Annotated in this window: 7 protein-coding genes; 2 read left to right on the top strand and 5 right to left on the bottom strand. The window is 50.5% G+C overall.

Annotated elements, in window-relative coordinates:
• Window positions 1-290 precede the first annotated feature (290 nt).
• Together tsaA and HY879_06930 are read left to right on the top strand one after the other, a co-directional pair.
• Window positions 291-689, top strand: coding sequence for a tRNA (N6-threonylcarbamoyladenosine(37)-N6)-methyltransferase TrmO (gene tsaA / locus HY879_06935; protein ID MBI5603073.1), 399 nt, complete (start codon window positions 291-293; stop codon window positions 687-689).
• A 72-nt stretch (window positions 690-761) separates the two neighbouring features.
• On the top strand, window positions 762-1,283 hold the full coding sequence (locus HY879_06930) for a hypothetical protein (GenBank protein ID MBI5603072.1): 522 nt from the start codon (window positions 762-764) through the stop codon (window positions 1,281-1,283).
• Window positions 1,284-1,449: 166 nt separating this feature from the next.
• Here the strand turns inward: HY879_06930 and HY879_06925 are convergent, their stop codons facing one another.
• The 5 genes from HY879_06925 to aprA all read right to left on the bottom strand — a co-directional run bounded on the left by HY879_06925 (window position 1,450) and on the right by aprA (window position 8,737).
• Window positions 1,450-2,328 (bottom strand): CoB--CoM heterodisulfide reductase iron-sulfur subunit B family protein, encoded by an 879-nt coding sequence (locus tag HY879_06925; GenBank protein ID MBI5603071.1) that lies wholly within the window; start codon window positions 2,326-2,328, stop codon window positions 1,450-1,452.
• On the bottom strand, window positions 2,328-2,939 hold the full coding sequence (locus tag HY879_06920; GenBank protein ID MBI5603070.1) for a 4Fe-4S dicluster domain-containing protein: 612 nt from the start codon (window positions 2,937-2,939) through the stop codon (window positions 2,328-2,330). Before HY879_06920 ends, HY879_06925 begins: the two co-directional genes overlap by 1 nt.
• A 141-nt stretch (window positions 2,940-3,080) precedes the next feature.
• On the bottom strand, window positions 3,081-5,216 hold the full coding sequence (locus HY879_06915; GenBank protein ID MBI5603069.1) for a hydrogenase iron-sulfur subunit: 2,136 nt from the start codon (window positions 5,214-5,216) through the stop codon (window positions 3,081-3,083).
• Window positions 5,217-5,222: 6 nt separating this feature from the next.
• Window positions 5,223-6,479, bottom strand: coding sequence for a CoB--CoM heterodisulfide reductase iron-sulfur subunit A family protein (locus HY879_06910; GenBank protein ID MBI5603068.1), 1,257 nt, complete (start codon window positions 6,477-6,479; stop codon window positions 5,223-5,225).
• Window positions 6,480-6,859: 380 nt separating this feature from the next.
• Window positions 6,860-8,737: an adenylyl-sulfate reductase subunit alpha gene (gene aprA, locus HY879_06905; protein MBI5603067.1), complete on the bottom strand. Its 1,878-nt coding sequence runs from the start codon at window positions 8,735-8,737 to the stop codon at window positions 6,860-6,862.
• Between the last annotated feature and the right edge of the window lie 27 nt (window positions 8,738-8,764).

The raw sequence follows: 8,764 nt of genomic DNA, 5'->3' as shown, positions 1-8,764 counted from the left end.
GCAGCAAGGCTATCGGAAGGCTCTGTGAAATGTTGAATACGACAAAAACATTATTCCCGGGTTCGAAGCTTCGACTCGTTTATGGTGTCAAGGATATCGTCCATGTTACATAAAAATGAGGCACTGTGTCAGGATGTCTGAGATCAGTAGTTCTGATGTACTTAATAATGCAAAAAGGACTATAAGCTGATGAATGGAGGTGCAGTAAATTGAAAGTCTGTTCGGTATTAAAATAAGCGAAGTAAATTCATAATGTCCTGGATTTTTAGCAGGATGACAGGGGAGATAAAATGAGCATTGAAATGAAGCCCATCGGTTATGTATCCACCGAGGTGCAAGAAATTCCCCGAAGTTGGAAGGTATCGGATGTGGGGGGAAGCTTAATAATCGATGAGGCCTATCTGGAAGGACTCAGAGAAATCAGGCCCGGCCAGAAGATTTTTGTTATTTTCCATTTCCATAAAAGTCCTGAGTTTTCCGAGAAGTTCATGAGGATCAAGCCGCCGATTTACGATAGGATGGTAGGGGTTTTTAGCAGTCATTCGCCATTTCGCCCTAATCCGATTGGAATGTCGCTTCTTGAAGTCCTCGCTATCGAGGCGACAACGATTCGCGTTAAAGGATTGGACATGATGGATGGGACCCCCATCCTGGATATCAAACCGGAATCGTGTCCATGGGAAGGGTAAGATCATAAAATCCAATTCGAAATGTAAGTTGAATACCAAAAGCACGTCAATTTAAAAAAGGAGGAGAGAACCATGTCGTTTTTAAAAACAGTGAAACTTGAAGAGGCAGCGGGAGAAATAAAGGATAGTTATTCTTTATTTTTAAACCAAGCGGGGATGATTCCCAAGCCGATGGAGATGTTCTCCGTCAGCCCGGAGCTATTTAAAAAAAAACTCAATATGACCATGTATTACAGAAACCACCCTAAACTTGATTTTAGCTTATTAACCTGTATCCGATATGCCGTTGCCTCGGAATTTGATAGTTTACCCTGCGTCCAATTTAATGGAAATCTGTTACGAAGGCAGGGCCTGGATGAAAGCGACCTCGAAAGACTTCGTTCAGATCCGACGTCAGCACCCTTAGAGGAAGCAGAAAAGGCCATGTTGATTTTTGTACCGAAAGCCCTCAAATCACCAGAATCCGTAACCCAGGAAGATATTGAAGGGCTCCACGGGATGGGATGGACGGATCGGGATATTTTTGATGCCGTAAATCACGGCGCCATTACCTTCGTATCAAGGGTTATGATGAGGATCTTCAGGATAGAATAGTGACCAGAAAAATTCATTATTAGAATTCCCTTCTGGAGAGCTACAGTACAGGGACAGGGAGTTTTAACAATGGGGTAGAATCCATTGATTTTTTTTGACCTAAAAAAATGCCCTTCTCCACTGTTCGAAAAAGGGCATTTCTGATCTTGTCATATAAGCTACTGCACTAAGCGGCGGCCACTTTCAGGTAGGGCTCGGCGGGAATCAAAAGCCGGTCCAGGGCCGCATCTTTCTTGGGACTCAGGCCGAAGGCCACGGCCATTAACTGGGTGATAAAGACCACCGGGATATTAAAATGGGTCCCCAGGGCCTTATTCATCCGTTTCTGATAAGCCTCCAGGTTCATCTGACACATGGGGCAGGCCGTTGAAATAATCTGACCGCCGTGGGACTGAGCGTCTTCCAGAATATCCCGGGCCAGGTCAAAACAGGCCTCCAGCTCGGTCAGGAACAGCCCTGAACCGCAACAGCGCATCTTCTTTGGGAAGGGGACGGCTTCGGCCCCCAGGGCTTCCAGTATCCTGTCCTGAATAACCGGTTTTTCCACACTATCGTATTCCCCGTAAGGACGGACCGTCTGGCAACCCACATAGCCGGCCACTTTAAGCCCTTTCAGGGGTTTTTTGACGGCGGCCTTGATTTTATCCGGACCGACATCGTTATACAAAACATCTAAAATATGCCGGACCTTGAGCTTGCCGCTGTATTTTAAATTCCCTTCGGCCAGCACTTCGTTAACCTTGGCCATCAGCTCCGGATCTTCTTTTAACTTATGATTGACTTTATTCAAGACAATATAACAGGAGCTGCACGGGGCCACGATGTCCATCCCCCCCTGGGCCTCGGCCAGGGCCAGATTGCGGGCCGCCAAAACGTCCACGGAGAGCTCGTTCCCGCCCACATAGGAGATGCTGGCTCCACAGCAGTTCCAATCCCCGATCTCTTTGAAATGCAGACCCAATACCTTGCCAATGGCCTCCAGGGAAATCATGTAATGGATGCCACTGGCTTCTAACGAACAACCTTGATAAAGGAAATAATCCATCAGACAGCACCCCCTTTCCCCAGGGCCTTAGCCTTATCGAGCATTTTTCTCAAGGACTTGACGTTTTTAATCGGTCTTTCAGGCAGGAGTTTCATCCGTTTTTTGCGCATCATGCCAAGTCCCATGTTCATATTTTCCAGCATCAGCTTAATACCCGGCCCCAGACCATGCCCCAGGAAATAGCGCTGGGCCACGTCTTTTTCATCGATCCGGCCCAGACGGTAAATATTATCCCAGAACTTCTGGCCGAAGAGGGCCGTTTCTTCTCTCGGTTTATAACCCTGACGGAGGGCATAATGGGCCAGGCCGTGCATGACATCCACCACCGGCACCTTCCTGGGACAGCGCACCTTGCAGGAATAACAGGAAGTACACAACATGATAGCCTGACTGCTTAACACCTTCTCCCTTTGACCGGCCCGGATCAGGGTAAAGATCTTCCTGGGGGAATAATCCATTTTTTCCTTAAGGGGGCAGGAGCCGGCACAGACACCGCACTGCATGCACATCTTGATCTCTTCCCCGGAATCAACCTTCTGGTAAACCTCCCGGGCGAAGGACTGGTCATAGGCCTTTCCGCCACTGCTTTTTGGTCCTACTACCTGTTCCATAATATTCTTCCTTCTCTGGTTTCCCAGGATTCAAGGATTCAAGTGAAAGCCATGGAAAAAAATCACTTGAACCCTTGACCCCTTTTCGTATCAAATGGTTTTCGACGAACGCCGAACGATGAACGCCGAACGTATTTTCTATCAGAACCCCTTATAGGGATTCGGTTCCAGTTCCTTGATCCTGTCCATAAAATCCTTCAGTATAACCGGAAGCTTATCATAATCATTAATGGAAATCTCTTCCACCCGGACCCGGTCCGGTTCCAGGGCCAGGCGCCCCAGCGTTTCCGAGATTTTTTCCATTCGGGTATTGGCCAGTTCACTGCCTTTGATAAAATGGCACTGGTAGTCATCCCCCTTACGGCAGCCTAAGAGGATTACCCCGTCAATGCCCTTGGCCAGGGCATCGGCGATCCAGACCAGGTTGATCGAACCCAGGCAGCGGACCGGGATAAACCGATAGAACGGATCAATGGGGATCCGGTTGATGCCGGCCATATCCAAAGCCGGATAGGCGTCATTTTCACAGATCAGGGCGATAACCCTGGGCTTTTCATCGTCGGCATCCGGAACTTCAATCCCCTTGATCATGGAGCCGATCATGTCCACCGAGTAATTCTTAAAGGAAATGATCCGTTCCGGACAGGCCCCCATACAGGTTCCGCAACGACGGCAGCGGGTGGGGTTGGGCAGGGGATTGGCCTTTTCATCTTCGTTGATGGCCCCGAAAGGACACTCTTCGGTGCACCGTTTACACTGAGTACAGCGCTGCATCTGGAATTCCGGATAGGTCATATCGCCGGACCTGGGAAAGGTGGACGCCCCGATGGCCGTGGATTCGACGCACTGAACGGCTTTAAGGGCCGCCCCGGTGGCATCCTCGGCGCAGAGGGCGGTTTCCATGGGGCTTCGGACACATCCGGCGGCATAGATACCGGTCCGCTGTGTTTCATAAGGGAAACAGATAAAATTGGAATCCGGAAAACCATATTTCGTTAAGGGCAATCCAGGCCCCTGACGGTAATCCAGGTTCAAGGCCATCTCATCGAGGGCAGTGGGCACCAGGCCTACGGCCAGAACTACCAGATCCAGATCTTCCAGCCGGATCTTTTCATTAAGCAGGGCATCATCGGCCTCGACCACCAAGTTTTTATTGCCATCCTCAGAGATGGCTGTCATCTCGCCCCGGATAAAAATCCCCCCGTCCCGCTGAACCTTACGGTAAAAATCTTCGCTCTGGTGGGGGGTACGGATATCCTTGTAAAGGACATAGACCGCGGCCTCCGGGTCCTGGTCTTTGACGTAGGTGGCCTGCTTCAGGGAAACCAGACAGCAGACCGAGGAACAATAGGGTAGATGGTTTTCATCCCTGGAACCGGCACACTGAATAAAGAGGACGTTTTTAACCTCTTTACCGTCTGAAGGCCGGGTGATTTTCCCTTGCCTGGCCATCTCTTCCATCTGGATGTTAGTGATCACATTAGTAAATTTTCCATAGCCCAGGTGCTCTAATTTACCCGCATCATAGGGTTTCCAACCTGTGGCCAGGACCACCGAACCGGCCCGCTCGGTCACCGAAGAGCCGTTCTGGGAGAGGGTCACATCAAAAACCCCCGGACCACCGGAAATCTTTTCGATCTGGGCTGCCGTAAAGACCTTGATATTGGGCTCGGCCTCCACCTTTTTGATCTGCCCTTCCAGATCCACATCCGCTAGTTCTTTATAGGGGGGGCGGACCCGTTTATTCATGGTTTTCATAAACCCGCCTAATTGAGCCTCTTTCTCCACCAGAATTACCGGGTATCCGGCCTGAGCCGCTCCGATGGCGGCATTCATCCCGGAAAACCCACCGCCAACCACCAGGACGGTTTTGCTCATATTCTCCGCCAGATAAGGTTCCGGGGGAGTGCTTTTGTTAAGCTTGACCAACCCCATGCGCAATTGGTCTTCAGCCATCATCTGGGTATCTTCATCCCCGGCCGGCAGTACCCAGGCCACCTGTTCCCGGACATTGACCCGGTCCTGCAAAGCAGGAGAGAAATCCAGGACATCAAATTTAACCCGTGGCGAACAGGCTACGATGGACAGGGTATTGACCCCTTCATTGGTCATGTCGGCCTTAACCATCTCCACCCCTTCCGATCCGCAAAGCCAGGGATGGGTTTTGCATACCGGGGCCTTAAATTCCTTGGTAGCCACCTTTTTTAAGGCCTCTATATCGAGGGATTCTCCTATCCCGCATCCCGTACATATATATACACCCAGTTTTTTATCCATTGTTAATTACCTCCTCACCACAGATTGAATAGCCCGGAGCGCTGCCCCGGTCGCATCCTGAACCACTCCAGCCACATCAGCCGGACGCTTAATACAACCGGCCCCGTAAATGCCCTTCTGCTCCTGATCGGATACGATAAAACCATAGTCGTCATATTGGACCGCTGCCGGTACTTTGACCGAAGCCGTGGACGGTTCCATGCCCGTTGCCAGGACGACCATGTCGACGGTTTCCCGGATCCGTTCACCGGACATCGTGTCTTCCCCTTCCAGCAACAGGTTTTTGGTGACCGGGTCTTCGGTAATCAGCGCGATTTTGGATTTGACCAGGGACAGCTTTTCATCTTTCTTCACTTTAACAAAAAAATCTTCCAGCTTGCCCTGGGCCCTGATGTCGATGAAATAGATGAAGGCCTCGGCATTGGGATTTTTCTCCCGAAGATAAGTGGATTGTTTTAATGAGGCCAGACAGCAGACCCCCGAACAATAGGCCAGATGATTTTCATCCCTGGATCCGGCACACTGAATAAAGGCCACCTTCTCGACCTCTTTCTGGTCCGAGGGACGGAGGATTTTACCCTGGGTCGGTCCGTTATCGGCACAAAGTCTTTCCATCATGACATTCGTAATAACGTTGGGATACTGGCCGAATCCGTAATTTTCCAGTTTGGTGGCGTCGTAAGGGTTCCAGCCGGCGGCCCAGACAATGGACCCCACCTCCAGGGTGATGGTTTGGGGTTGCATATCCAGTTCGATGGCATCATATTTACAGGCCTCAACACATTTGGCGCAGGCTTGCCCGAGACAAACCGAGCCGTCTATCACATATTGCATGGGAAAGGCCATGGCATAAGGTAAATAAGCCGCCTTGGTATTATCCAAACCGTAATTAAAATCATTGGATCGTTCCACCGGGCAGGCCTCGGCACATTTATTACATCCGGTACAACGCTCATTGACCAAACGGGGGGTGGTTTTAATCGTTACCTGATAATTCCCCTCTTCCCCGGAAATGGTCTCCACTTCCGCCAAGGTATATAAGGTGATCCGGGAACTGTTTTTGGCCCGTTTGAAGTTGATTTCCAGCCCGCAATTGGGGGGGCAAAGCTTGGGGAAATACTGGTAGAGCTGCGCTACCCGGCCGCCCAGATAGGGTTTTTTCTCCACAATAACGGAATCGTAGCCGACTTCAGCGGCCTCGATGGCTGTAGTCAATCCGCTCATGCCGCCGCCGACAATCAAAATGCTTTTTTTATCTCCCATAGACTCCTCCAGGAATTTATTTAATGGTTTTTCCGAAAATAAAGTTTTCTATGCTTTAACTAAATTTTTTTCAATATACAACAAAAAAAATTTAATCTTGCTCCACCGAACCAATTTTTTTTGAGGTTAAAAATTGAGATAAATTTTCATAGTTGGCTATAACAAGATGGGTATTTGTAAGATGTAAAAGAAAAGGCGCCAAGATCGAGAAGTTTCACCAAGATATTTATTAAAAGAGAGGAATATGTTCCCCTGCGGATCATTTCAGATGGACTTTGTACAAGTCCATCGCCCCGTCCGTCCTCTTTTTAAATAAATATCTTCTCTGTTCAAAAACTCCAGGCGCCCAAAGGCGCCTGGAGGTTAATCATTAAGTTGGATTACGGAATAAGAGGAACCACGTCTCTTTTGATCATGGTCCACTCACCGGTTTTTGGATCATACTTACAGTTGGCAAAGACATGCCAATTGACATCATCCATCTTGGGTTTGTCAGCCCGGAAGTAGTAGCCCGGCCAACGGGTTTCATCCCGGAAGAGGATGGTTCGCATATGGGCCTCGGCCTGCCAGGTCCGCTGAACGTTTTCCCAGCAGCGTTCCAGCTCATAGACGTTTTTGGCGCCTAATTTGGCCGAGTCTTCCTGCAGCATAACCATAAGTTCCAGACCTCTTTCGATCAGCGATTTGCTGGTCTTAAAGCCCGATCCCCAGCCGCCGGCATATTCATCCATCATCTTTTGGAGACGATGAATATAGGACATGGGTTTGATGTAGTTGGGGTTCATTTCAGGATCCGTGGATAACCCGCAGAACTGTTCATAGGTGTTGAGCGGAGCCAGGATCTCTTTTTTCAAGGCGTCGACCTGAGCGGCATCCACATTGGGCATGGCCGGGTTCTCTACACAGAACCGGACGGCTTCTTTACCGGTAAAACGACCCTCGGCATGGGAACCGGAGGAGAATTTGTGGCTGGAGGCGCCGGAGGCGTCACCGCAGGCAAACAACCCCTTGGTGGTACACATATTGCCGTAACCCCATTTGTAAGGGGTATCCAGGTCTTCCGGGCCGCTGACCCAGGCTCCGGAGGCACCGGAATGGGAGCCGATAAAATAAGGCTCACAAGCGGCGATCTCGGAACGGCTGGCTTCAGGCATGATGTTGCTGGCCGCCCAAAGGATGGCTTGGGAAATGGTCATATCCAGGAAGTCTTCCCAGGCCTCTGATTCCAGTTCCTTCATCTTCTTCTTGAAGGCTTTTTCATCAGGGGTACCCTTGGCGATATTCTGGATGGCTTCGGCCGTCTCCATATAGAGGGGACCTAAGCCGGCTTCCACATCCAGCATCCCCAGATAGTTACGCAGGTTGGCCGGAATCGGTTTGGCCAGACCGTAAGGAGCCCAGTTGTTGAGCTCGTCCTTACGGACCACCATATATTCCCCTCCGGTGGCGCTGGTAGCCCTGGATTTGAAGAGCAGGAACCAGGCTCCGACCGGCCCATAGGCATCCTTGAACCGAACCGGGATAAAACGGACTTCCTGACAGGTCATTTCAGCACCGGCCTTAAGGGTAAAAAAGGCGCTGGACCCGGTATTAAAGGGTGGATACCAGGAACGCCCCTGACCTTCACCGGTGGACCGGGGACGGAAGACGTGAACCGCACCACCCAGGGCGCAGATCACGGCTTTAGCCTTAAAGACATAGAATTTCTCATCGCGGGTCCCGAAACCGACGGCCCCGGCGATCCGGTCGCCGTCCATCAGGGGGGCGACGATAAAAACACGCTCATAGATCTCAAAACCAGCGGCGTCCATGGCGTTTTTGGCGGCCTCGGCCACGATCACTTTGTAGGATTCACCGTTGATCATGAGCTGCCAGCGGCCTTCATGGACATACTTGCCGTTTTCATCCAACCAGATAGGCAAGCCCCATTTCTCAAAAAGATGCACCGAGGAATCTACGTGTCGGGCAATGTTATAAACCAGGTCTTCCCGGGAGATACCCATCAGGTCCTGGCGGACATAATGGACATAATCTTCCGCGGTGTTCTGACCGTCGGCAATGCCGACATATTGGTTGATAGCCGAAAGGCCCATGGCCACGGCTCCGGAACGCGTATAGGCGGCCTTGTCAACAGCCGTTACTTTCACGCCATTTTTCTTGGCCCAGTAGGCGGCTTCAACAGCACAGCCCGTGGCGGCCATTCCTCCACCCAGGATCAACAAATCGGTGGTTATTTCTACAGTTGGATAATCTGCCATAATCATTTCCCTCCTTCGTTACTTTTT

The sequence above is a fragment of the Deltaproteobacteria bacterium genome (assembly GCA_016219225.1).
Classification (GTDB): domain Bacteria; phylum Desulfobacterota; class RBG-13-43-22; order RBG-13-43-22; family RBG-13-43-22; genus RBG-13-43-22.
The sequence above is the reverse complement of the archived record's forward strand: the minus strand, read 5'-3'. Positions and strand labels throughout refer to the sequence as shown.